Here is a 23497-nt window from a genome sequence, read left to right on the forward strand (position 1 = left end):
ATCGCGGTGCGCATTGCGTCGTTCTTAACGTTCGCCGATGATGGAGAACGCGGCCCGTACGGGTGAGCTATCTGTGTTGCGTCACCGGTCTGACAGCCGCGCAGGTTGCTGCGTCAAGCAGCACACCATGCCTGCGATGAGGTCGCAGCCGCGGCGTGTCCAGCACGTCAGTCCTCAAGATGCCGGGTTATCGCAGCGGAAATAAACGCGGCATCGTCCACATTGGCTGTCGGCAGCCCGGCGCGATGGCCCCATATCGACGAAATGGGAAGGAGCCTGGCGTTGCGCATTTGCTCGACCTCGAGACGGTTGTCTTCCACCTGAAAATAAAGGTCGGTCTCGCTTGGCATGATCAACGCCTTTGCCGTAATCGCCTTCAGCGCCGCGTTAAAGTCGCCGTTATATATGGAATTGGCGGCGATATTCGCATGCTGCCATGTCCATAGGTGAGCCAGCAGGTTATTGCCGTCGCGCTTCAGGAAATTCGCTTCCCACGACATCACGAGATAATCTTCCAGCGAGGAAAAACCAGCCTGCCGCCATACTTCGTTCCGATAAAACGTCTGCGACATCGCCATGGCGGCGTAGTTGCGGCCCATGGCCCGCAGACCTCGCTCGGGACGCTCGACGAAGGTTCCGTTTTGAAAGCCGGGATCCGTCGTCAGGGTCGCGCGCACGCCTTCGATGAAGACCTGATTGTGCGGCGAGGCCTTTGCCGCGCCGCAGAGCACGACCAGCCGCCTGACCATGTCCGGATACATCGATGCCCATTGATACGCCTGTAGTCCGCCCATCGACCATCCGCACGCTAATTGCAATACGTCGATGCCGAGTTCCTGCGTCAGGAGCTGGTGTTGAATCGCGACGTTATCGGCGATCGTAAAATTCGGCCAACGGCTACCGTTAAAGGGCTCGCTTGCGTTGCTGGGCGAGGACGACAATCCATTGCCGAACAGATTCGGAATAACGACGAAGTACTTGTCAGTGTCTAGCGCTTTGCCCGGACCGACCATCCACTCGATGTCATAGTGATGCGCGGAGAATGACGTCATATACAGAATGACATTCGATTTTTCCGCGTTCAACTTACCGTAAGTTTGATAGGCGAGCTTGGCATCTCTGAACGTGATGCCGGATTGCAACACCACGTTTCCGGCATTGAATACAAAATAGTCTTCCATGGATAGGGATCCCTCCTGGTGAAATGTGACGAGTGGTTAACTGAAAAATTCGCATAGCAGGTGTCGATGCGCAAGTCAGTCTTGCTCCGAGGGTAACTCAGGACATTACTGTGATGAAAACGCACGCGTCAGGCGGCGCCGAACGCAAAGCCGCGCCCTGGCGCCGCCGCCAGCAGGGCCTGGGTATATTCGTGGCGCGGCGCGAGGAACACGTCCTGGATCGCCCCTTCCTCGACAATCTCGCCGCGCCGCATCACGATGACCCGATCGCAGATCTGACTGGCCACCCGCAGATCGTGCGTAATGAACAGAATGCCGATCCGCAACCGCTGCTGAATGTCGTCCAGTAGTTCGAGAATTTGCGCCTGGACCGAGACGTCGAGTGCGGACACCGCCTCGTCGGCGATCAACACTTGTGGCTCGCATGCCAGCGCCCGCGCGATCGAAATGCGTTGCCGCTGGCCGCCGGAGAATTCGCTGGGGTAGCGGTTCAGCGCATCGGGCCTGAGCCGTACCAGCGTCATCAATTCTTCAGCACGTTGCCATGCTTGAGCGTATGGCACGCCGAAATTCAACGGCCCTTCGATGATCGAGGCGCCCACTGTCTGGCGCGGATCCAGCGACCGATAGGGATCCTGGAAGACAACCTGTACGCCGCGCCGGAACGGATAGAGCGCGCGGCCGCGCGCTTTGGCCACCGATCGGCCGTCGGCGAAGATATCGCCGGCGCTCGGCTCGATCAGCCGCGCAATGCAGCGCGCGACCGTCGATTTTCCCGAGCCGGACTCGCCCACAATTCCGACCGTTTCGCCCGGATGCACCGTCAGCGAGACATCACTGGCCGCCTGCACCTTGCGCTTGCGGGCTGGCCAGGAACCCGTCACATACGTCTTGCCGATCCCGCGTGCATCGAGCAGCGGATAGGCTTTCTCCACCGGCGGGCGCGTTCGCGGCACCAGCGCGGGGACGGCTGCCAGCAACATACGGGTATAGGGCTCGCGCGGCTGCTGCAATACCTGCAACTTGGCGCCCTGCTCGATCATATCGCCCAGCCGCAACACCACGACACGATCGGCAATCTCGGCCACGACGCCGAAATCGTGCGTGATGAACAACACGGCGGTTCCGCTCTCAGTCTGCAATTCACGAATCAGCTTGAGGATCTCGGCCTGGGTCGTGACGTCGAGCGCCGTGGTGGGCTCGTCGCAGATCAGCAGCGACGGCTTCAGGATCAGCGCCATGGCGATCACGATGCGCTGGCGCTGTCCGCCCGACAACTGATGCGGATAAGACGCGTAGATACGCTCCGGTTCCGGCAGCCTGACGTGGGCGAAGATCTCGAGTATGCGCCGGCGCCTCTCGCCGGCGCCGACACGGCTATGCTGTGCCAGCATCTCGTCGACCTGCGCGCCGCACGTCATGATCGGATTGAGGGCCGTCATCGGCTCCTGGAAAACCATCGCCATTTTTTCGCCGCGCAATTGGCGGATGCGGTCCGGGCTTGCTGTCAGCACGTTCTCGCCGAGCAGTTCGATGTTGCCGTCCACCGCCTTGAGCGTCGCCGGCAGCAAGCCCATCACTGCCTGCGCGATCACCGATTTGCCGGAGCCCGATTCGCCCAGCAGGCAGACAATCTCCCCCAGCCGCACGTCGAGCGAGACATGCCGGATCGCATGGGGGCGGTCGGCACCGGCGGGCAGAGAAATGCTGAGGTTATTCACGGCGAGCACGGTTGTGGCCGCTGCGGCGACAGAAGGTGCTGCCGTTTTGAAGTCTGGATCGCGCATCGCGTCAGCTCTCCCGTTTGTTGAATTTCGGATCGAGCGTGTCACGCAATCCGTCGCCCAGAATGTTGACCGCCAGCACCGTCAGCGCCAGGAAAACACCTGGGAACAGCACGGTCTGAGGATACTGGTTGAACTGCATGCGGCCGTCGGCCATGACGTTGCCCCATGTCGGAATATCCGGCGGCAGGCCGACGCCGAGAAACGACAGGATCGCTTCCACCAGGATCGCCGACGCGCACACGTAGGTGCCCTGCACGATCAGCGGCGCAATTGCATTCGGCAGAATATGACGCCACAGAATCTTAAGGGTCGGCGTGGCCAACGAAATGGCGGCCTCGATGTACGGTTCCTCGCGAATGGTCAGCACGATCGAGCGCACGAGGCGCGCGACGCGCGGAATTTCGGGAATCGTGATCGCGACAATCACCGTGACCAGCGTCGGCCGCCAGAGCGCCATCAGCGTAATCGCGAACAGGATGCTGGGAATCGCCATCAAGCTGTCCATGGCGCGCATGATGACGTCGTCGAGGCGGCGAAAATACCCCGCCGCCACGCCGACCAGCGCGCCGAAGCTGAGCGCCAGCAGTGCCACTGCGATGCCGACCGACAGGGACACGCGCGCACCATATACCACCCGGCTCCACGTATCGCGGCCAAGACTGTCGGTGCCCATCAGGAAGAAGTGCTGGAACGTCGCGCCGGACAGATCACTGAATTCGGCCGTCGCGCCCGGTAACAGGTTGGCGCTCGCGGGATCCATCGCGGTCGGGTCGATCGTGCCAAGCCACGGCGCGGCGACGGCTACGAAAATCAGAAGCGCCAGTGCGCCGCATCCCAGGCGCACCGACCAGTTCCGCAGCACCCGGCGCCACAGCGGTGTGCGCGAGCGGATAGCAGGCACCACCTCCAGGTTGGCAAGAATGGCGCCCGGCGCGGCAAGGGTCATCGGATCGTGATCGTCGCTCATGTCCAATCGTCCTTTCACTCAATAGCGGATACGCGGGTCGAGCAGCAGATAGCTCATGTCGACCAGCAGGTTGATAAGCACGTAAACAAAGGAAAAGAACAGCGTGATGCCTTGTACCAGCGGGAAGTCGCGCGCCAGTACCGCGTCAACCGTCAGTTGCCCGAGCCCGGGGATCGCGTAGACGGTTTCGGTGACCACCACGCCGCCGATCAGTAAGCCGACGCCGATACCGATCACCGTGACAATCGGTACCGCTGCGTTGGCCAGCGCATGGCGAATCAGCACGCGAGCTTCGGAGATACCTTTGGCGCGGGCGGTGCGGATGTAGTCTTCGGTCAGCGCCTCGGCAACGGCCGCGCGCGTCACCCGTGCAATCAGCGCAAGGTAGACGATGGACAGCGTAATGGCGGGCAGAATCAGGTGCGTGAGCCACGGACCGATACCCGCGCTCAGGGGTGCGTATCCCTGCACCGGCAGCAGCTTCGCATGCAAGGCGACCGCCCATATGAGGATATAGCCGACCACGAACGAGGGCACCGAGAACCCCATCACCGACACTCCCATTAGCGTCCGGTCCAGCCAGCCTCCGTGCCGCGAGGCCGCGATCACGCCGAGCGGCACCGCGAGCAGGAGCGTCATCACCAGTGTCAGGGCGGACAACGACACGGTTGGTGCGATGCGTTGCGCAATCAACCGGGTCACCGGCTGTTTCATGTAGTACGAGTCGCCGAGGTTGCCCTGCAGCAATTGCCCGGTCCATTTGACGAACTGCACCGGTAGCGGCCGGTCGAGCCCAAGGCTCGCGTGGATCCGCGCGATGTCGGCGCTAGTGCCGTTGTCACCGACCAGTGCCGCAGCCGGATCGCCCGGGGTCAGCCGCAGAATCATGAACACGATAAGGGCGACAATGACCAGCACTGGCGCCGTCGACAGTACGCGCCGGAAAAGAAAGAAAGCCATGTCGGTTACGCTCCGAAGCCGGATAACAGATAGACGGGCTCGCGTTGCCCTGCGAGACGGCGGTCAGCCGGCGAACGGCCGGCCGCCGACACGGGTTAGCTCTTGCGAATGTTCCAGAACACGTTGACCTGAGCCGGGACGACGCCGCTGACCACGCCCTTGCGGATCACCGAATAGAAATCGAAGTCGCCCAATGGTGCCAGGATCCCGCTCTGGTACGTTTCCAGTTGGATCGCCGCAGCGATCTTCTTGCGCTGCACAGGATCGCTGGCGACAAGGTAATCGCTCTTGAGCTGCTCGATCTTGTCGTCAGTCGCCCAGCCGAACCAGCCCTTGTCGCCATTGCCCGTCAGCGGTGTGAAGAACAAGGGATTCATGGTGTCGCCGGGCGCCCATCCGGTAATGAACAGGTTCCAGCCACCCTTGTCGGCCGGCGCCTTGCTGGTCCGGCGCGTCACGAGCGTCGACCAGTCCATTGCCTGAAGGTCCACATTGAACCCGGCCTGCTTCAACAGTTGCGCCATGACCGGCGGAAACTTGTTCAGTACTGCGTAGTCCGACGGATACATCAGCACTACCGGCTTGCCATCGTAGCCTGCTTCCTTCAGCAGATTGCGGGCCGCCGCGAACTGGGGCTTGCCCGTGAAGTAGGCGGTCTCGGTCGACGCCAACGGCGAATCACACGGGTAAATCGAGGAACAGGTCCGGTACAGATCCTTGTTCACCAGTTGCGCGCGCATCAACGCTTCCTGGTTGATCGCCATCATTGCCGCCTGGGCAATCTTCGGGTTGTTGAACGGCGGCACCAGATGATTCAGGTGCAGGTCGAAGAGCCCGGCGGGAGTCGGCTTCACCAGTTCCAGCTTGGGATTGTTCCTGAACGCGGCGTACTGCTCGGCGGGCATCCATTCGATCATGTCCACTTCACCGTTCGCAATCGCATTGGCCTGCGTCTGTGCGTCCTTGAGCACGATCCATTCGACCCGGTCGACATAGACATGCTTGCCGCCCGCGGTACCGGAAGCCGGCTCCGGTCGCGGCACATAGTTCGGGTTCTTGATGTACACAATCTTCGCGCCCGGGCGATATTCGTCCTGTTTGAAGATGTAGGGGCCCGACCCGGTGTAGTCAGAGATCTGCTGGTCCGCCGGCGTATCGGCGACCCGCTTCGGCATGATGAACGCGGCGCTGCCCGACGGCTTGCCAAGCGCGTCGAGAACCATCGGAAAGGGTTGCCTGAAGGTCATGCGGAAGGACTTGGCGTCGACCGCATCGAACGACTGCAGAGCCGTGAACATTCGCTCACCGAACACGTCGCGCTTGCCCCAGCGCGTGATCGACGCGATAACGTCAGCCGAGGTAACCGGCTTGCCGTCGCTGAATGCGAGCCCCTTGCGCAGCGTGAACGTCCAGGTCTTGCCGTCCGGCGAGGTCGTATACGTGTCCACCATCTCCGGTTGTACTACGCCCTTGGCATCCACGCCGAATAGCGTGTCGTAGATCATGTAGCCGTGGTCGCGCGTGATGAATGCCGTGGTCCAGATCGGATCGAGGATCTTCAGATCGGCTTGCGGCACGACTCGTAGCACCTTGGTTGCATCCTGCGCGCACACCATCGTCGCAGCGCTGGCAATCAGCGCTCCAGCCAGGCATCGAGTAAACAATCGCTTCAACATGCTTCACCTCATAGGAAGAAATGACACAAAATGAATTCAAGCCGCGCTTGCGTCGTATTAGCGGCCGTGTCCAATCGCCACCTCTTCGACGTGTTCTGGCAGGTTGATTTCCGACCCACCGTGCCGTATTAATTGCAACTTGCAACAATTGAAATTTACATGCTTATAGGCACGAAGCGTGCCATCATGTGGTAAATCCAGTACGTGTAGGCAAGTCGGGCGCTTGCACGGCCGGCAAGAGCACGTCGCAATGCGCGGGACTTGTGCAAAGTGCGCGCGAGGACGGTGCATCACGCAGTGCAAGATCGGTGTCGCACCGATTCCGGGCGCGAAAACGGCGCTGCTCTCCGGTAGCGACTCCTTGCTATTTGAGCTACGGATCAAGCTGAGATTTTCAACACACTCGAGAGGAACGCTTCGATGAACTATCCGAGTATCGCTGTCGGGGCACTAGGCGGCACGATATGCATGACCGCCGACAATGCCGACGCTGGCGCGTTGCCACGTCTTTCCGCGCAACAACTGGTGACTGCGGTCCCCGGTCTCGCTGATATCGCACAGATTCACGCCGAGACGCTCCTGCAATTACCCAGCCCTTCGCTGAACCTTGCGCATGTGCTGGACAGTTTGGCCTGGGCAGAGCGCATGGTGGCGGCCGGCGCCGCCGGGATCGTGCTGACCCAAGGGACCGACACGCTCGAGGAAACCGCCTTCCTGCTCGATCTTCTGTGGACGCATCCTCAGCCGCTGGTGGTCACGGGCGCGATGCGCACGCCGCTGGCCGCGGGTGCGGATGGGCCCGCCAACATTCTTGCCGCGGTGGCCTGCGCGGCGTACGGCGCCAGTCGTGGACGCGGTGTAGTCGTGGTCATGAACAATACGATCCATGAAGCGCGCTGGGTGCGCAAGGCGAACTCGATGTCCGTCGAAACCTTCGAGTCGCCGGTCGTGGGGCCAGCCGGCATGGTGCTCGAAGGTGTGCTCCAGTATTTTCGTCCGCCGTCAAAGCGTCATTCCCAGCGCTTTGCAAAGCCCGACCTGTCGGTGCGCGTGGCACTCGTCGAGACATGTCTGGGCGAGACGGGGGAGATGCTCGACGCGGTCGCCCACGCGGGATATCACGGGATCGTCATCGCAGCCTACGGTGCAGGGCATGTTTCGGATCACGAAGCACAGCGCATCGAGGCGCTGGTGCCACAGCTGCCGATCGTCATCTCCAGCCGCACGGGATCGGGATCGACGGCGGCGCGCACCTATGGATTTTCCGGTTCAGAAATCGACCTGGCCCGCCGTGGCGCTTTGTTTTCAGGATGGCTCGGGCCGCGCAAGGCGCGCCTGCTTCTCTGGCTGCTCCTCGCCACAGGCACGCCGCGCAACGCATGCGCCACCGCGTTCGAATTCTGGAAGCGCGTCGACGATGCCAGGTAGGCGCGCGACACAAAGTCAGTTGCCAGCTGGCACAACCGCCGTGTTCCGGGTTGCGGTGCAAATTGCAGGTGAGCGGGAAACCACCGGCCTTTTCGCCATCTCAGCCCGCTCCCGGCCCCTTCCCCAGAAACCCTTCGAGAAACTCGACGAACGCCGTCACCTTCGCCGTCAGATTGAGCCGCTCTGGATACACGGCATAGATGTCCGCCGGCGGCAACGACCAATCGGGCAGCAATTGCTTGAGACGCCCAGACTGAAGATAGGTGGTCGCGTCCCACTCCGAACGCATGAGGATGCCCTGTCCGTCAAGCGCCCAGACGAGCGTCGCTTCGCCATCGTTGCTGCTCAGCACGCCGTGCACCTTGACGGTCTCGTGACGCTTCCCCTTGTTGAAATGCCATGTGCCGTAGGCCGTGTCGTTTTCTCTGAGTACGATGCATTGATGCCGCTGCAGATCGCGCGGCGTGTCGGGTTCACCTTTCGCGCGCACGTAGATTGGCGACGCACAGACCATCCGGCGGTTCGTCGCGACCTTGCGTGCGATCAGCCTCGAATCAGGAATTTCGCCGAACCGGACTCCGACGTCGAACGCCGCTTCGGCGAGATTCAATGGGCGATCCGTCAACTCGAGTTGTACCTCGACGTCGGGATACTGGCGATGAAACGCTGCAATAGCCGGGGCGATGTGCCGGCGGCCAAAGCCGAACGTCGCATTGACGCGCAGCAGCCCCTTTGGCGTCGCTCTGCTGCTCGAAATGGTCCGGTCGAGTTCCTGGAGCGCAGACAGCAGCTTCGACCCTGTCGCCAGGTATTGCTCGCCCTCATGCGTCATGCTGAGCCGGCGCGTTGTCCGGTTAAGCAGCCGCACACCGAGGCGCCGCTCGATCTGCGCAAGACGCGCACTTACCGCGGGCGGCGTGACCCCGACGTCCCGCGCGAGCGCCGACAGGCTGCCATGTTTGACGAGTTCGACGAAAAACTCGAGGTCTGAAACCGAATCCATTGATAAATTTAATTTAAGAGTAGTTTAGATTTTCCTGAATTCTATAACGGAATTGGCGAATTAGACTCACGCTCATCGGTCGATCATGACCGCGCCCCACGCTTCAGATTCAACCGGCCAGAGGAGTCCATGCCGCACACCTTCTATCAAAAGCTCGTCGCATCCCATACGGTCGACCGCCTCGACGAGCAGCATGTGCTGCTGTATGCGGACCTGCACATCATGAACGAGTACACAAGTCCGCAGGCGTTCGCCGGACTCGCTGAGAAAGACCTCCTCGTGCGCCGGCCACGGCAGCAGATGGGTATTGTCGACCACGTCATTCCGACGCGTGCGGTGCCGGTTGCCGCCCGCACGATCGACATCGTCGACGCATCAAAGCAAGCCGCGAATTTCACACGCAACTGCGTCACGCAAGGCATCCACCTGTTCGACGTGAACGATCCGGCGCAGGGGATCGAGCACGTCGTCGCACCAGAAATTGGACTGATCCGGCCCGGCATGGTCGTACTGTGCGGCGACAGCCACACGACGACTTACGGTGCGCTCGGCGCGCTCGGTTTCGGGATCGGCACCTCCGAAGTCGAACATGTACTCGCGACACAAACGCTCGTCTATCGCGTGGCGAAAGATATGCGGATCACCGTCGACGGAGAACTGCCGCCTGGTACCACGTCGAAGGACCTGGTACTGCATATCATTGCCCGTATCGGCGCACAGGGCGCCCGCGGCTTCGCGCTCGAATATGCGGGATCGACAATCGCTTCGCTTTCTGCCGAGGCGCGAATGACCCTGTGCAACATGACGGTCGAAGCCGGCGCGCGCGCTGCGTTGATTGCACCGGACGACACGACGATCGACTACGTACGCTCCCGCGTGCGCGATCTCGATACAGCGACGCTCGATAGTGCAACGGCCGCATGGCGCTCGCTGCGCTCGGACCCCGATGCTCTCTTCGATGCCGAACATCATGTCGATGCATCGCAAATCGCGCCGTATGTCACGTGGGGCACGAGTCCAGACCAGGCCATTCCCGTCGACGGGCACATTCCCGAGGCCGACACGGCAACCGGCATCGACGCAGCAACCGCGCGCAAGGCACTCGACTACATCGCGCTGCCGGCCGGCGCAAGTATTGAGGGCACGCCAATCGATCGTGTGTTCATCGGTTCGTGCACGAATGCGCGCATTGAAGACCTGCGAGCGGCAGCGGCGATGGTGCGGGGACGCAAGGTCGCGGCCTCGGTTCGCGCCATGGTCGTTCCTGGTTCCGGCATGGTCCGCGACCAGGCCGAGCGCGAAGGCGTTGCCCAGATCCTGATCGATGCAGGCTTCGAATGGCGCCAGCCCGGCTGTTCGATGTGCCTCGCGATGAACGACGACGTCCTGGCACCGGGCGAGCGCTGCGCTTCGACGACCAATCGCAACTTCGAAGGCCGCCAGGGCCGCGGCAGCAAGACCCACCTGATGAGTCCCGCAATGGCCGCTGCCGCCGCGATCGCGGGCCATATCGTCGACATTCGCAAGGAGCTTGTACATGGCTGATCGCCGTCTCATTCAAGGCATCGCAGCGCCGTTGCCGATCAACAATCTTGATACCGACCAGATCATGCCGAAGCAGTTCCTGTTCGGCATCGACAAATCGGGGCTTGCGCGTGGGCTGCTTTACGACCTGCGCTACGATGACCGTGGTCAGCCGCGCGAGGCGTTCGTGCTGAATCGCCCGGAATATCGCGACGCACGCATTCTGATCGCCGGCTCGAATTTCGGCTGTGGGTCGAGCCGCGAACACGCCGTGTGGGGACTGCAACAAGCCGGCATCGAAGCGGTCATCGCTCCGAGCTACGGCGAAATCTTCTACTTCAACGCCGGCAACAATCGCCTGCTGCTCGTGACGCTCGCGCCGGAGATAGTGGATGCACTCGTTGCAGAACTTGCTCATGCGGACACCAGGCAGTTGTCGATCGACGTCGAGAACGAAGTTGTGGTGACAGCCTCGGGCGAGCGCCATTCGTTCTCGATCCCGCCGCGGCAAAAACGCATGTTCATGGACGGTCTCGACATGGTTCAGATGACACTGCAACAATCCGACCAGATCGACGCGTTTGAAAAGCGGCATTGGGCAGCCAATCCATGGGCGCGCATCGATCTTCCCGCCCAGCAACGCAGCATGTCGTAACTGGACGCGCACACGCTCCCCATGCGTGAGTGTCGACATCGAGCGACGCGAATTTCAACCTGGTAACGAGACCGGCGCGTGGAACGCGCCGGCGGGAGACAACCATGCCCCAGCCTTCCAAACGCGCGACCGTGCCGGACGCGAACGCGCTAGAAACACGCACCGTCAAGAAGATTACATGGCGCATCGTGCCATTCATCATCGCGCTCTATTTCGTGAGCTTCCTGAACCGCGTCAACGTCGGCTTCGCCGGCCTGACGATGAATCACGACATCGGCCTCACGCCAGCGATGTTCGGCTTCGGGGCGGGAATCTTCTTTGTCGGCTACATCGTGTTCGGCATGCCGTCGAATCTCGCGCTGCAGCGCGTCGGCGCGCGACGGTGGATCGCATTGCTCATGGTCGTGTGGGGAGGCCTCTCCGCTGGAACCGCGAGCGTCAGCGGTCCATATAGCTTCTATGTGCTGCGCTTCCTGCTAGGACTGGCGGAGGCCGGGTTCTTCCCCGGCATCATCCTGTACCTGAGCTACTGGTTTCCGGCCCGGCATCGCGCGCTCGTGACGGCGATCTTCATGACCGCCGCGCCGCTGTCGAACATGATCGGCTCGCCGATCTCCGGCGCCATCATGGGCATGGACGGCATCGCACAGATTCATGGCTGGCAGTGGCTCTTCATTCTCGAAGCGGCGCCGACCGTCGCGCTCGGCGTGATCGCGTTCTTCTTCCTGACCGACAAGCCTGAAGATGCGCGCTGGCTCGATACCGACGAGCGTGAGTGGCTCACCCACGAGATGGACCGGGAGCGCGCCGCCAAGGCGACGAACGCGGCATCCAGCGTATGGGCGGCCATGAAGGATCCGCGCGTGCTCGCCCTCGCCCTCGTTTATGCAGGCACGTCGACCGGTCTGTACGCGATTGGCATCTGGGCGCCGATGATCATTAGCCACTTCGGCTTCAGCTATTTCGAATTAGGGCTCGTCAACGCCATTCCCAATGTTGTCGCCGTTGTCGGTATGGTGCTGTGGGCGAAAAACTCCGATCGAACCGGCGAACGCAGATTGCACGTGTCGATCGCATGTCTGGCCGCAGGCGCAGGGATGCTGCTTGCCGGGTATGCACCGTCAGCACTGCTCCTGATCGTCGGGCTGTCGATCGCGAACTTTGGCATCAACGCTGCGAAGCCACCACTGTGGAGCATGCCTACGCAGTTCCTCTCCGGTTCGGCTGCAGCAGCGGGCATCGCGTTGATCAATGCGATGGGCAGTCTGATCGGCGGTACGATCGGGCCAATGGTTATCGGCAAGCTGCGCGAAGTCAGCGGCGACTACTCGCTCGGACTCTACTTCGTTAGCGGTACGCTGGTCGTGTCGGCGGTCATTTCCTGGATGTTCGGCCGGCGGCAAAGGGAGTCGTCCGTCACGACCACGGTCTCCTGATTTCTGCGCAGAAGCGCCACTACCCGGAAAACACTCGCTGGCGTCGGGGGTAAGCCGAATTTCTTGCGGCCGCCCGCCGACGCCACGGCATTGATGCGGCGACCGAAGCGACACGTCATACCGCATGTCCCCTAGCCAAAACGGCGACTAGATCGAACTGGCACGACGCTGTATCAAGCGCACCCTCAAGCTGCAACATAGACGTCCTGATGCAACCGCGTTGCCACGGCCCTTCAATACCGGAGCCGGTGCTCGCACCGATTTCCAATCCTAAATGTCGTGCCATGGCCTTTCGCCGCTGAACATCTGCGTTTCGCCCAGAAGCGGTGCGCCGCCGATTTTGTCGTGCCTCATGCACCTTCCTTGCGCCTATCTGCACACTTCCCGAACATGGCAGTACGCTCACTTCCACCTGAAAATATTCGATTTACACGTGCACATAGGGGTTTTCTCACGATGGCACGCTTTGTGCGAGTTGATTCAATGTGGACATTTCAATTGTTGCCATTTGCACCTATATTTCGTCGATAGCCGACGAAACCAGCAACTGAGCGCCCCCATGACAGACACTTCACAAGCGTCAAGCAACCATGTACCGACGCTGCGCGTAGCGGGCACGTGAGCGAAGCGCGAAGTGATTCAGGTTCAGCACGAGGATCAGCATGCCAGTACAGCTAGCGTTGCGAAACATTCGAAAATCCTTTTCCAGTAAGCAGGGCTCGGTCGATGTGCTGGGTGGGTTGTCATTCGACATCAACGAACGGGACTTTGTCAGCATCATCGGCCCGTCGGGCTGCGGGAAGACGACCGTGTTCAACGTGATTGCCGGCCTTCTCGAACCTGACAGCGGCGAGATCGTCTATCGAGGGCAAGCGGTCACCGGCTTGCGCGGCAAAGTCGGCTACATGATGCAGCGCGACCTGCTGTTGCCGTGGCGCACCGTGTTGCAGAACGTCCTGATCGGCCCCGAGTTGTCCCGCATGCCGGTTGCGCAAGCGCGCGAAACGGCGATGGAATACCTGAACACCTACGGCCTTGCCGGTTTCGAAAACGCCTATCCCCGCATGCTGTCTGGCGGTATGCGCCAGCGCGTCGCGCTGATCCGCACCTTGATCAACGATCCCGACATCATCCTGCTCGATGAGCCATTTTCAGCGCTCGACTATCAGACCCGGTTGTATCTGGAAGGCGTGCTGATGGAAGCGGTCGAAACGTTCCACAAGACAGTTGTACTGGTCACGCACGACATCGACGAAGCCGTCGCGTTGTCGAAGCGTGTGGTGGTGCTAGGCGGCCGGCCTTCGCAAGTCAAAAAGGTCTATGACATCGAGATCGGCGCGCGTTCGCCAATCGGTGCGCGCAGCGATCCGAACTTTTCCGGCTACTTTCACGCGCTGTGCGCGGAACTCGATATCCAGACCGAGGTAAAGGCAGCATGAACCGGTCCGTATCCATCAACAGCGCGAAAGTCTCTGCGGCACGCAGCAAGACGCGCTCAGGCCCCGTGCTGAATACAGGATGGGGGCGCACAGTCCTGCAACTCGTCGCGGTGATCGCGTTCTTTGCGATATGGGAAGGCGCTGCGCGGCTTGGCTGGGTCTCGAACTTCCTGGTCGGCTCGCCGGCAAAAATCTACGACGCTTTAGCCCGCTCCGTTGAATCAGGCGACCTTTTCGTCGATATCGGTTACACGATGTTCGAAGCGATGCTCGGCTTCCTGTTCGGCACTGCGGTCGGCTCGGTCTGCGGCCTCGCGCTGTGGTATTCGCCGTTCGTCGCGCGACTGATCGAGCCGTTTATCGTCGCGATCAACAGCGTTCCGAAGATCGCTTTCGCCCCGATCGTGATTCTCTGGTTCGGCACCGGGCTCGTTTCGAAAGTTGCACTGGCCATTTCACTGACGGCGATTGTCGCGCTGATAGCCGCCTACGAGGCGGCGAAAGAGGCCGATCCTGATCTTCAGGCACTCCTCGTCACGCTTGGCGCGAACAAGAACGATGTGTTCCTGAAGGTCGTCATTCCGTTCACGCTGCCTTATGTGATCTCGACGTTCCGCATCAACATCGGCTTTGGTCTGGTGGGCGCAGTGGTGGGTGAATTCATTTCGTCAGAGAAAGGGCTTGGCCACATGATCTTCACCGCTTCCAGTCTTTACGATCTGAACACCGTATGGGCCGGCCTCTTCGTGCTGATGGCGATTGGCTTCGTATTGTATTTCCTGATCGACCTGCTCGAACGCAAGCTGCTGCCGTGGCGGCAGGTATCGAATGCACCGACGCTACGGGTTTGACGCCGTCGCCACACAAGGCAGAACTGTTCTTTCCGCCCCGCACTCTAACTTCTCTCTGGACCTGAAAATGGCAATCATTGCACGAAAAATGCTGGCTGCTCTGACTACAGCAGTCGCTGTTTCGGCCGTTAGCATCGCGACGCCCGCCTTGGCCGCCGACAAAAAAGCCGTCATTTCGCAGGCTTTCCAGTCGATGCTGTATCTGCCGCTCTACGTCGCCATCGACGGCGGCTTCTTCACGAAGGAAGGGCTGGATGTGACCAAGCAGACCGCAGGCAGCCCGAGCGCGGCGTTGTCGGCCGTGCTGTCGGGAAGCGCGGACTTCTCGCTGCATGGGCCCGAATGGACCGCGGTCGCCGCCGAAAAAGGCGCGGATGTCGATGTGATCGCCAACGTTGTGAACGGCGCGGCGGTGTGGATCGCCGCCACGCCGGACAGCAAATTCAGCGGCGTCAAGGACGTGAAGGGCCAGACGGTCGTGTCGGGTCAGATGCCGACCACCAGCACGTCGCTGTTCTTCAAGTTGCTAAAGGAGAACGGCATGTCCCCGTCCGACGTAAAACTATCCCAGGTACCGCTTGGCTCCGAGATTGGCCCGCTGGTGGCAGGCCAGTCCAAGGTTGCAGTGATGTATGAGCCCGGCCTCGATCAGGCCGTTGCCAAAGGCATGAAAGTGGTGCTCGGCTTTCCGAAGTTGTACGGCGAATACGCGTTCTCGTCGATCTCGGCGAAACGGAGCGTGGATCCCGATGTGGCTGCACGGTTCGTGAGAGGCATGGAGCAGGCGCTCGTATTCATGCAGAACAATCCCACGGAAACCTTGGCGATCGCCCGCAGGGAATTTCCAGGCCTTGATCCAGACATCGTGAATGCTGCGGTAAAACGCATGCTGGCCGAAGGCGTGTATCCGAGGAACGTCGACATCACGCCGAAAGCGCTGACGGTTGCAATGGATACGCAGATCGCGCTCGGCAACCTGAAGCAGCAGCCGAACTACAGCACCTTCATCGTGCAGAACTTCATTCATCAAGCACTTGCCGCGAAATGAGCCACTCTTCCCCCTCCCCCACCATCCGAGAAATCCGTGACGCGATCCGCGCGGGAACACGCACTATCGAGCAGACGGTGCAACAGGCGTTCGATGCCGCGCAACGGCTCCAGCCTGAGTTGCAGGCGTTCATCCATCTGCCGGCGTCGCCGATAGTCAACCGTGCGGATCCCGACGCGCCGCTCGCGGGCGTCCCTGTCGGCGTGAAAGACCTGATCGATACAGCCGATATGCCCACCGCGTACGGGTCGCCGGCCTACGAAGGGCGCAGGCCCGAGAAGGACGCCTGGGTGGTCACCCGTTTGCGCGAAGCCGGTGCCACGATACTCGGTAAAACGGTCACCACCGAGTTCGCCTGGCGTCAGCCCGGCGCCACGACCAACCCATGGAATAGCGATCACACACCTGGCGGCTCGTCGAGCGGCTCGGCTGCCGCCGTTGCGGCCGGCATCGTGCCACTCGCGCTCGGCACGCAGACCTTCGGATCCGTCATTCGCCCCGCCGCGTATTGCGGTGTGGTCGGGGTCAAGCCGAGTTACGGCACGATCGCGCGGACCGGTGTGTTGCCGTTGTCAGGGTCGCTCGATCATCTTGGTGTTTTCACCACCAACGTCGCTGACGCAGTTCATGCGCTGTCGATTCTGGCGGGTAGCGATGCGGACGATCCACACGCCTCGCACAACAGTCGCCAGGGGAAGGGCCCAGACGATGCGGTAAAGCGGCCGCCACGCATCGGCGTGTTGCGCGAGCAGATCGGCGGACCGATCGACAAAGCGCAGCAACACGTGCTGAATCAACTTGCCTTGCGTTTGCGCGCTGACGGCGCAGAAATCGTCGGTGCCGACTTGCCTGTCGAACTGGTCGACGCCACACGCCATGCTTCGATCTTGCTCGCAGTTGAAGCGGCGCTGACGCATGGCGAACTGGTAGACCGTTCGCCGGCTCTCGTCAGCGCACCGATCAAGGCTCTGGTCGAAGAAGGCCGGGCTTTGCCCGCAACTGAGTATGCGAAAGCGAAGGCATTGCAGCTCAGGATGGCGCTTCGCTTCGATCGCTGGCTCACCGAAGCGGCGGGACTGGACGCGCTGCTGGTAGCGCCCGCATCGGGCGAAGCGCCCCGCGGGCTCGACTATACGGGCGATGCGGCGTTCTGCACGCCCTGGACCTTCCTCGGCGTGCCGGCGGTGACGTTACCGGTTGGCTTCGGTCTGGGCGGGCTGCCGCTTGGCGTGCAACTGGTTGGTGCGAGTCAGCACGATGCCGCGTTGCTGTCGCTCGCAGAGTGGGTGGAAGGTAGAACCGGCTGGAACATGGCAGTGGCTTCTCGCTGATGCCAGCTTCGTTGTGTGCAGCAGGTTTCACGTGATCAAGCGAAGCCGTAGCGGCTGAGCGGGTAGCGATGATCGATTGATTTTTGAGGAATTATGTCAGCAGAATCTTTAAATCCCGTGCGGGGCATCCGCGGGATGGCAGTCACACCCCATGCGCTGGCGTCGCAAAGCGCGCTCGCGATCCTGCGCGACGGAGGCAATGCCGTCGAGGCGATGATTGCCGCAGCGGCGACCATCGCAGCGGTATATCCGCATATGAACAGCATCGGCGGCGACGGCTTCTGGTTGATTTCGCGGCCGGGCGAAGAGCCCGTCGGCATCGAGGCGTGTGGAGCGGCGGCATCGGCCGCGACGATCGACGCCTACCGCGCACGCGGCCTGCAGTCGATCCCGTTTCGCGGCCCGCTCGCGGCGAATACAGTGGCCGGAACCGTGTCGGGCTGGTCGCTGGCGCATCGCTGGTCGACTGACACACTCGGCGGCAAGCTCCCGGTCGCGCGCCTGCTCGAAGACGCAATCACCTACGCGGGAGGCGGTATTCCGGTCACGCGGAGTCAGTCCGAATGCATCGCGCTCAAGCGGCAGGAACTCGAATCGGTCGCGGGGTTCGCCGAAACGTTTTTGACGAGCGACAACCCGCTGGGCGTGCCGGCCACCGGCGATCGCTTTGTGCAACCACGCCTCGCCGCGACGCTCGAGCGTCTCGCTCACGCGGGTCTTGACGACTTCTACCGGGGTGACCTCGCACGCAGCATCGCAGCCGATCTGCGCGCCCTCGAAAGTCACCTGTCGCTAGCGGACCTTGAACAGCATCGCGCACGGCTGCGCACGCCGCTGGCACTCACGCATTCGCTCGGCACGATCTACAACATGCCACCGCCCACACAGGGGCTTGTGTCGCTGCAGATTCTCGGTGTGCTTGACCGTGTCTTACGCGACGATATGGATCCGCTCGGGCCCGAGTATGTCCACGCATGCGTGGAGGCGACCAAACTTGCGTTTGCCATGCGCGACAAGCACATCACTGACCCGGATTACATGGACATCGATCCACAGGCACTGCTCGCGCCGTCTGTGCTCGACGCGATGGCCAAAGAGATTTCAATGTCTGCGGCAGCTCCGTGGGGTCGCGGTCTCGGACCGGCCGACACCGTGTGGCTCGGCGTGATCGACGCCGATGGTGTGGCCGTCAGCTTCATCCAGAGCATCTATCACGAGTTCGGCAGCGGCCTCGTGCTGCCAGATTCAGGTATCAACTGGCAAAACCGCGGCTGTAGCTTCTCGCTCGATCCCTCCGCGCGCAATCCACTTACGCCGGGGCGACGGCCGTTTCACACGCTGAACCCGGCGCTCGCGCGTTTCGCCGATGGTCGCACGATGGTGTACGGAAACATGGGCGGCGACGGCCAGCCGCAATCGCAAAGCGCCGTGTTCTCGCGGATCGCGCACTTCGGCTGGAATCCGCAAACCGCTATCGATGCGCCTCGCTGGTTGCTGGGCCGGACCTGGGGGCAAACCAATGAATCACTCAAGCTGGAGGCGCGGTTTCCCGTCGACACATTCAATGCGCTGCGTCGTCTCGGCCATGACGTCGAGCAGATGCGGCCGTACGACGAAGCAATGGGCCACGCCGGCGCAATCGTCCGGCACGGTAATGGATGTCTGGAAGCAGGCTACGACCCGCGCAGCGATGGCGCCGCGGCTGGTTGGTAGGCGCGCCGGCTAAATAGCGGGCGGCCGCTCCGCCCGCACCCTTTTGAATCGACGACCCGCGAGCGTTCGCGCCGACGGCAAGGACGGCGCACGTCCGTCCATCTGTCGATACTTCAATCCAGAAACGGAGAAACACCTTGAACACCCGCACGCAATCACTCAAAGGCGGCGCCTCGCCCGTCGCGCAAACAGCCGCGCATACGCGCTGGATCCAGCTCGGACTCGGCCTTGTTTGCATGATGACGATTTCGAGTCCGCAATATGTATGGACTCTGATGACGAAGCCGCTCATGGCCAAGCTCGGCATCGCGCTGCCGGAACTGCAAGTGACATTCTCACTGCTGGTGCTGCTGCAGGCATTTTTTTCACCGTTCCAGGGTGCGCTGATTGATCGTTTCGGGCCGCGCATGCTGATCTCGATCGGCACGTTGCTGGCGGGCGTGAGCTGGGTGTTGGCATCGTATGCGCACAGTACGTCGATGCTGTACCTCACGTATGGCTGCATCGGCGGTCTCGGTACCGGCATCGTCTACGTCGGCGTAGTGGGGTTCGTGGTTCGCTGGTTCCCCGATCGACGCGGCTTCGCCGCTGGTGTAGCAGCCGCAGGCTACGGCATGGGCGCAATTGTCACCACCTTTCCGATCTCTGCATCGCTGGCAACGCACGGCGTCGAATCCACGCTGTGGCTGTATGGCATCATTTTCGCAGTGGTCGGCCTCCTCGCCTCTCAGGGCCTGCGAGTACCGCCTGCGGCCGACAGTATCGGCTCGGCAGTACCCCGGACAGCGGTCACGACGCGCGACTACCGCCCGTCCGAGATGCTCAAGACGCCGCTGTTCTGGCTGATGTTCGTGATGATGACGATGATGTCTACTTCGGGCCTCATGGTTACGTCGCAGATGGCAAGCTTCGCCGCGGACTTCGGCGTCAGCAAGGTGCTGGTCTTCGGGCTCGCCGCGTTGCCGCTGGCACTGACGATCGACCGCTTCACGAACGGCCTGACCCGTCCGTTGTTCGGCTGGATATCGGATCGCCTGGGGCGCGAAAACACGATGTGTTTCGCGTTCGCGCTGGAAGGTGTGGCGATGGCGCTCTGGCTAATGACGCGCGATAACGCGGTCCTGTTCGTGCTTCTATCCGGCGTGGTGTTCTTTGGCTGGGGCGAAATTTTTTCGCTGTTCCCTTCGACGCTGACCGATTCGTTTGGTGCCCGCTATGCCACCGCGAATTACGGCTGGCTTTACATCTCATTCGGGATCGGCTCGATCTTCGGCGGTCCGCTGGCCGCGCTGCTGCATCAGCAAACCGGTAGCTGGGTGCCGGTGTTCGGCTGCGCGATTGTGCTCGATCTGAGTACCGCCGCACTTGCGATGTTCATGTTGAAGCCGGCGCGCGCGCGTTTTGTCGGCGCGCATCGATAACAAGTCTGACCGCGGGCGACGCCCCTTCTACGAAACGGCATGTCACAACACCTGAAAACAGTACGACCGCTCGTTATTGCATCGGTCATGGCGTCAATGGCAATGGTCGCGATCGAAGCGACCATTGTGTCTACAGCGATGCCGCAGATCGTGACTCAATTGGGCGGCCTGCATCTTTATAGCTGGGTCTTCTCCTCGTTTCTGCTCACGCAGACCGCGATGACCGTCGTATTCGGCAAGCTCGCTGACCTATACGGTCGTAAGCCCATCATGCTCGTTGGTATCGCCATCTTTCTGGTGGGATCAGTGCTTGCGGGCTTTGCCCGGTCCATGCCTGCAATGATCGCGTTTCGACTGATTCAAGGTGTCGGCGCTGGCGCGATCCAGCCTGTTGCGCTCACTATCGTGGGCGACCTGTATCCAGCACGCGAACGAGGGAAAATCCAGGGTTATCTCGCCAGTGTCTGGGCGATCGCTGCCGTCGTCGGACCGATGGCAGGTGGCGTGCTCATTCGCGACCTTTCATGGGCCTGGATCTTCTGGATCAACATCCCCATTGGCCTCGCCTCCGCCGCCGGCTTCATCGTCTTTCTACACGAACAGGAAAGGCACCAACGCCCTTCGATCGATATCCTCGGTGCAACGCTCTTCGCTGCATGCATCGGCGCTCTCATGGTGGCGCTGACGAATGCGGGGACATCGGTCAGTACCCGAACCATTCTCGAGTTTGCTCTGTTCCTGATATGCGGCGCACTCTTTATTCTCCAGGAGCAACGGGCCGCCGACCCCATGATTTCGTTTTCCTTGTGGGGGCACCGGCCAATCGCGGCTTGCAATGCAGCCACTGTCCTTTCGGGAATGGCGCTAATGGGGCTGACCAGCTTCCTTCCCATGTATGTACAGGGCGTCCTGGGCCGGTCCCCGGTGGTGGCAGGCCTCGCGTTGACTATGATAATGGTCGGTTGGCCAACGGGCGCTACCATTGCAGCACGCTCCTTCCATCGGATCGGACTGCGGCGCACCCTCATCGGCGGCAGCGTGTTCTTGCCAATTGGCGCCCTGGTCTTCGCGGCCCTGACCCCACAGAGCACGCCGCTGTTTGCGGGAATTGGGTCGTTGATTATGGGCTTTGGAATGGGAATAGTAAGCGTGAGCTCACTTATTCTGATCCAGGAAATCGTCAAGCCCTCGGAACGCGGTAGCGCGACGGCGTCCAACCTCTTCTCCCGTAACCTCGGTAGTACGCTTGGTGCAGCCGTGTTTGGTGCGGTTCTGAATTATGGGCTTACTCATTCGACCGGCACCGCGGCCGTCACCTCCGATCAGTTGCGACAGCTTCTTGGCTCGGTACCAGGCGACGCTATCGTCAACGCTGCGGTGAGACTTGCGCTCCACCGCTCCCTCCATCTCACGTTTTCCTCCATCCTGATGATATCGATCGGTGCGGTCGTCTCCCTGATGCTTGTACCCACGATCAATCTCGCGCAAAGGAGCGAACCCGCACCAATCGATACGCCGGCCTCTCCCTCGCGGAGTCACCTTTGACCCAGCGCATGATCAGCGATTTCTATCGATTGTCCGGGTCACTTTCGATTATCTCCACTCGGATCCGCGCACCTATACTCAATTTCAACCAGTACGGAACAGGCACCTGCGGCGTGGCAGATGACCGGTTCACCATCGCCGATGCGCTGCGCGCCGGGCGTGTACCTGACATTCAAACAGCGAATTAGGAGAACAGGCATGAGCAGAGCATCTGCGGCGGTCGTGGCGTACGCCCAGCCGAAAACATCGGTTCGCTGGAAGATTTTTCTCATCATGTTGCTGCTGGTCACGGTCAACTACATCGATCGTGCCTCCCTGTCCGTCGCGATGCCGATGATCGCAAGCGAGTTCACGCTTACGCCGGTCATGCAGGGCCTCATTATGAGTTCGTTCTTCTGGTCGTACACGTTGATGCAGATTCCGGGCGGCATGGCAGTCGACCGCTTCAAGCCGCGGCTGGTCCTCGCGCTGTGCACCTTGCTCTGGGGTGCCTTCCAGGGTCTTGGCGCGTTGACGACCAATGCGATGTCCCTGCTCGCTACGAGACTCGGACTCGGTGTGGCAGAAGCGCCCGTGGCCTCGGCGGGAGGCGCGCTCAATGCGATGTGGCTCACGCAGCATGAGCGGGTCCGTGGCGCATCGCTGATGGACGGCGGCTCGCCGCTCGGCGCAGCGCTCGGATCGGTGCTGATCACCTGGCTGATCGTAGTCGCGCACTCCTGGCGCGCAGCGTTCGCGATCGCCGGCGTCGGCACGATCCTGTGCGGCATCGGTGCCTGGTATTACATCAAGAATCAGCCGCGCGAACACGCCGGGGTCAATGAAGCTGAAGCGGAACACATCGAGCAGGCCCGGCGCAAGGAAGATGAAAAGGAAGCCAAAAACCTGTCGGGTAACTCGCTTGATTTCTTCAGGTATCGCTCAGTATTGCTGATGTTTGTCGGCTTCATGTGTTGCACGACGCTTTACTACGGCCTGTTGACATGGATGCCCACTTATCTGCAGAAAGTGCAAGGCTTCAACATCCAACAGATGGGCAGCGCCAGCTTCGTGATCTTCTTCTGCGGCTTCATCGGCGAACTCTGCGGTGCTTACGTCGCCGACAAGTGGCTCGCCAGCGGCGCCTCGCCGAACCGCGTCATGCGCACGATCTTCGGCATCGCCGGCGTGGTCGCCACGATTGCGGTGTTTTCAGTGGCACATGCAACGAGCCCCACGATGGTCGTGATCCTGCTGTCCATCACGCTCTTCTTTCTGCGGTGGGGCGGTCTGTACTGGTCGATCCCCGCGATGCTCGCCTCGCGCAACAAGGTCGGCATGCTCGGTGGTCTGCTCAACTTTGGCGGCAATCTCGGCGGCATGGTGATCCCTATCGCGATCGGCGCGATCGTTCAATTCACAGGCTCCTATTTCCTTGCACTGATGTGTTTCGCCGCAATGGGCGTCGGCCTGCTGCTCTGTTCGATCGGAATCGATTATGAAACGAAGATTCCGGTCTAAGCGGTCGTCGCGCCTCACATGAACAACGTAGC

The 23497-nt window shown here is 61.2% G+C and carries 19 protein-coding genes; 13 read left to right on the forward strand and 6 right to left on the reverse strand.

The annotated features are described in order from the left end of the window. Positions 1–167: 167 nt before the first annotated feature. The 5 genes from PQR27_RS36955 to PQR27_RS36975 all read right to left on the reverse strand — a co-directional run bounded on the left by PQR27_RS36955 (position 168) and on the right by PQR27_RS36975 (position 6571). Entirely contained in the window at positions 168–1181 is a 1014-nt protein-coding gene (locus PQR27_RS36955; protein WP_408528611.1) for an alpha/beta fold hydrolase, read from the reverse strand. Positions 1182–1309: 128 nt separating this feature from the next. Beyond that, the gene (locus PQR27_RS36960; RefSeq protein WP_408528612.1) at positions 1310–2968 is read right to left on the reverse strand and encodes a dipeptide ABC transporter ATP-binding protein; all 1659 of its coding nucleotides are present in this window, start codon (positions 2966–2968) and stop codon (positions 1310–1312) included. A gap of 4 nt (positions 2969–2972) precedes the next feature. Beyond that, the gene (locus tag PQR27_RS36965) at positions 2973–3935 is read right to left on the reverse strand and encodes an ABC transporter permease (protein WP_408528613.1); all 963 of its coding nucleotides are present in this window, start codon (positions 3933–3935) and stop codon (positions 2973–2975) included. 18 nt (positions 3936–3953) lie between these two features. Continuing rightward, the gene (locus tag PQR27_RS36970) at positions 3954–4895 is read right to left on the reverse strand and encodes an ABC transporter permease (RefSeq protein WP_408528614.1); all 942 of its coding nucleotides are present in this window, start codon (positions 4893–4895) and stop codon (positions 3954–3956) included. A gap of 95 nt (positions 4896–4990) precedes the next feature. Further along, positions 4991–6571: an ABC transporter substrate-binding protein gene (locus tag PQR27_RS36975; RefSeq protein WP_408528615.1), complete on the reverse strand. Its 1581-nt coding sequence runs from the start codon at positions 6569–6571 to the stop codon at positions 4991–4993. Positions 6572–6991: 420 nt separating this feature from the next. Here PQR27_RS36975 and PQR27_RS36980 point away from each other — a divergent pair, with 420 nt between their 5' ends. Next, positions 6992–7999, forward strand: coding sequence for an asparaginase (locus PQR27_RS36980; protein ID WP_408528616.1), 1008 nt, complete (start codon positions 6992–6994; stop codon positions 7997–7999). 100 nt (positions 8000–8099) lie between these two features. Here the strand turns inward: PQR27_RS36980 and PQR27_RS36985 are convergent, their stop codons facing one another. Further along, the gene (locus PQR27_RS36985; protein ID WP_408528617.1) at positions 8100–9002 is read right to left on the reverse strand and encodes a LysR family transcriptional regulator; all 903 of its coding nucleotides are present in this window, start codon (positions 9000–9002) and stop codon (positions 8100–8102) included. Between the two features lie 129 nt (positions 9003–9131). Here PQR27_RS36985 and leuC point away from each other — a divergent pair, with 129 nt between their 5' ends. From leuC to PQR27_RS37045, 12 genes are all read left to right on the forward strand, one after another. Beyond that, entirely contained in the window at positions 9132–10547 is a 1416-nt protein-coding gene (gene leuC / locus PQR27_RS36990; protein ID WP_408528618.1) for a 3-isopropylmalate dehydratase large subunit, read from the forward strand. Further along, complete coding sequence (gene leuD / locus PQR27_RS36995) at positions 10540–11181, forward strand: 3-isopropylmalate dehydratase small subunit (RefSeq protein WP_408528619.1); 642 nt, start codon at positions 10540–10542, stop codon at positions 11179–11181. Before leuC ends, leuD begins: the two co-directional genes overlap by 8 nt. 104 nt (positions 11182–11285) lie before the next feature. Beyond that, positions 11286–12617, forward strand: coding sequence for an MFS transporter (locus tag PQR27_RS37000; protein ID WP_408528620.1), 1332 nt, complete (start codon positions 11286–11288; stop codon positions 12615–12617). A 662-nt stretch (positions 12618–13279) separates the two neighbouring features. Beyond that, positions 13280–14056 carry an ABC transporter ATP-binding protein gene (locus PQR27_RS37005; RefSeq protein WP_408223646.1) on the forward strand — a complete coding sequence of 259 codons (777 nt, stop codon included), beginning with the start codon at positions 13280–13282 and terminating at the stop codon, positions 14054–14056. Continuing rightward, positions 14053–14907: an ABC transporter permease gene (locus PQR27_RS37010; RefSeq protein WP_408528621.1), complete on the forward strand. Its 855-nt coding sequence runs from the start codon at positions 14053–14055 to the stop codon at positions 14905–14907. Before PQR27_RS37005 ends, PQR27_RS37010 begins: the two co-directional genes overlap by 4 nt. A 67-nt stretch (positions 14908–14974) precedes the next feature. Then, a complete protein-coding gene (locus tag PQR27_RS37015) occupies positions 14975–15955 on the forward strand; it encodes an ABC transporter substrate-binding protein (RefSeq protein WP_408528622.1) in 981 nt (326 codons plus the stop codon). Next, positions 15952–17286 (forward strand): amidase, encoded by a 1335-nt coding sequence (locus tag PQR27_RS37020; protein WP_408528623.1) that lies wholly within the window; start codon positions 15952–15954, stop codon positions 17284–17286. Before PQR27_RS37015 ends, PQR27_RS37020 begins: the two co-directional genes overlap by 4 nt. Positions 17287–17421: 135 nt before the next feature. Beyond that, positions 17422–18999 (forward strand): gamma-glutamyltransferase family protein, encoded by a 1578-nt coding sequence (locus PQR27_RS37025; RefSeq protein WP_408528624.1) that lies wholly within the window; start codon positions 17422–17424, stop codon positions 18997–18999. A gap of 137 nt (positions 19000–19136) precedes the next feature. Next, positions 19137–20420, forward strand: a complete 1284-nt coding sequence (oxlT, locus tag PQR27_RS37030) for an oxalate/formate MFS antiporter (protein ID WP_408528625.1) — start codon at positions 19137–19139, stop codon at positions 20418–20420. A gap of 39 nt (positions 20421–20459) precedes the next feature. After that, a complete protein-coding gene (locus PQR27_RS37035) occupies positions 20460–21965 on the forward strand; it encodes an MDR family MFS transporter (protein WP_408528626.1) in 1506 nt (501 codons plus the stop codon). After that, positions 21962–22153: a hypothetical protein gene (locus tag PQR27_RS37040; RefSeq protein WP_408528627.1), complete on the forward strand. Its 192-nt coding sequence runs from the start codon at positions 21962–21964 to the stop codon at positions 22151–22153. The genes PQR27_RS37035 and PQR27_RS37040 overlap by 4 nt, the downstream gene beginning before the upstream one ends. A gap of 10 nt (positions 22154–22163) precedes the next feature. Further along, a complete protein-coding gene (locus PQR27_RS37045; RefSeq protein WP_408528628.1) occupies positions 22164–23465 on the forward strand; it encodes an MFS transporter in 1302 nt (433 codons plus the stop codon). Positions 23466–23497 lie beyond the last annotated feature (32 nt).

Source organism: Paraburkholderia fungorum, assembly GCF_046027215.1.
Classification (GTDB): domain Bacteria; phylum Pseudomonadota; class Gammaproteobacteria; order Burkholderiales; family Burkholderiaceae; genus Paraburkholderia; species Paraburkholderia fungorum_D.

What these genes read in the sequence shown, in the direction of transcription:
- PQR27_RS37015 (WP_408528622.1), top strand. Translation starts at nt 14,975, where the DNA reads ATGGCAATCATTGCACGAAAAATGCTGGCTGCTCTGACTACAGCAGTC.
- leuC (WP_408528618.1), top strand. Translation starts at nt 9,132, where the DNA reads ATGCCGCACACCTTCTATCAAAAGCTCGTCGCATCCCATACGGTCGAC.
- PQR27_RS37025 (WP_408528624.1), top strand. Translation starts at nt 17,422, where the DNA reads ATGGCAGTCACACCCCATGCGCTGGCGTCGCAAAGCGCGCTCGCGATC.
- PQR27_RS36985 (WP_408528617.1), bottom strand. Translation starts at nt 9,002, where the DNA reads ATGGATTCGGTTTCAGACCTCGAGTTTTTCGTCGAACTCGTCAAACAT.
- PQR27_RS36955 (WP_408528611.1), bottom strand. Translation starts at nt 1,181, where the DNA reads ATGGAAGACTATTTTGTATTCAATGCCGGAAACGTGGTGTTGCAATCC.
- PQR27_RS36970 (WP_408528614.1), bottom strand. Translation starts at nt 4,895, where the DNA reads ATGGCTTTCTTTCTTTTCCGGCGCGTACTGTCGACGGCGCCAGTGCTG.
- PQR27_RS37010 (WP_408528621.1), top strand. Translation starts at nt 14,053, where the DNA reads ATGAACCGGTCCGTATCCATCAACAGCGCGAAAGTCTCTGCGGCACGC.
- leuD (WP_408528619.1), top strand. Translation starts at nt 10,540, where the DNA reads ATGGCTGATCGCCGTCTCATTCAAGGCATCGCAGCGCCGTTGCCGATC.
- PQR27_RS37020 (WP_408528623.1), top strand. Translation starts at nt 15,952, where the DNA reads ATGAGCCACTCTTCCCCCTCCCCCACCATCCGAGAAATCCGTGACGCG.
- PQR27_RS36975 (WP_408528615.1), bottom strand. Translation starts at nt 6,571, where the DNA reads ATGTTGAAGCGATTGTTTACTCGATGCCTGGCTGGAGCGCTGATTGCC.
- PQR27_RS37045 (WP_408528628.1), top strand. Translation starts at nt 22,164, where the DNA reads ATGAGCAGAGCATCTGCGGCGGTCGTGGCGTACGCCCAGCCGAAAACA.
- PQR27_RS36960 (WP_408528612.1), bottom strand. Translation starts at nt 2,968, where the DNA reads ATGCGCGATCCAGACTTCAAAACGGCAGCACCTTCTGTCGCCGCAGCG.
- PQR27_RS37035 (WP_408528626.1), top strand. Translation starts at nt 20,460, where the DNA reads ATGTCACAACACCTGAAAACAGTACGACCGCTCGTTATTGCATCGGTC.
- PQR27_RS37000 (WP_408528620.1), top strand. Translation starts at nt 11,286, where the DNA reads ATGCCCCAGCCTTCCAAACGCGCGACCGTGCCGGACGCGAACGCGCTA.
- PQR27_RS36965 (WP_408528613.1), bottom strand. Translation starts at nt 3,935, where the DNA reads ATGAGCGACGATCACGATCCGATGACCCTTGCCGCGCCGGGCGCCATT.
- PQR27_RS36980 (WP_408528616.1), top strand. Translation starts at nt 6,992, where the DNA reads ATGAACTATCCGAGTATCGCTGTCGGGGCACTAGGCGGCACGATATGC.
- PQR27_RS37005 (WP_408223646.1), top strand. Translation starts at nt 13,280, where the DNA reads ATGCCAGTACAGCTAGCGTTGCGAAACATTCGAAAATCCTTTTCCAGT.